The sequence below is a fragment of the Zoogloea sp. LCSB751 genome (genome assembly GCF_002028455.1).
Lineage (GTDB): Bacteria > Pseudomonadota > Gammaproteobacteria > Burkholderiales > Rhodocyclaceae > Zoogloea.
In genome coordinates this window covers 1-559 of sequence record NZ_MWUM01000084.1, presented here as the reverse complement: position 1 = coordinate 559, position 559 = coordinate 1, and the positions used below count along the sequence as shown (strand labels likewise).

The 559-nt window shown below is 55.6% G+C and carries 1 pseudogene; it reads left to right on the top strand.

The features are described 5' to 3' along the window. Nucleotides 1-559: pseudogene (locus B4920_RS25840) on the top strand (IS1595-like element ISKpn3 family transposase); the annotation flags it as partial.

Below are 559 nucleotides of genomic sequence, written 5' to 3'. Positions count from 1 at the left end.
CTGAGAAGGCGGCCACGTGTGTGGCAATGCAATCACTGCCGTCACCAGATGTCATTGACTGGAAACACGATTTTCGCAAACACCAAGCTCCCACTGACCAAGTGGTTTCTGGCAATGCACCTGTTGTCACAAACCAAAACAGGCTTGTCAGCGATGGAGCTAAAGCGCCAGTTGGGCGTCAAATATGACACCGCCTGGATGCTCAAGCACAAGCTGCTGCAAGCCATGAAAGAGTCCGATGACAAGCAGCCCATCAGCGGCATCATTCAGCTCGATGATGTCTACTGGGGTGGCGAGCGCCGTGGTGGCAAACGGGGTCGGGGCGCGGCAGGCAAGACGCCGTTTGTGGCAGCAGTGGCCCTGAACAAGGAAGGACATCCAATCAAGATGCGGATGACGGTGGTCGATGGTTTCAAAACCAAGTCCGTTGCTGATTGGGCAAAACGGCATATTGCCAGTGGTAGCGCGGTGATATCCGATGGATTGGCCTGTTTCAAAGCGGTCAAGGAGGCCAATTGTGAGCACCTGGGTGTTGTCACCGGGGGCAACCTGGACTGGC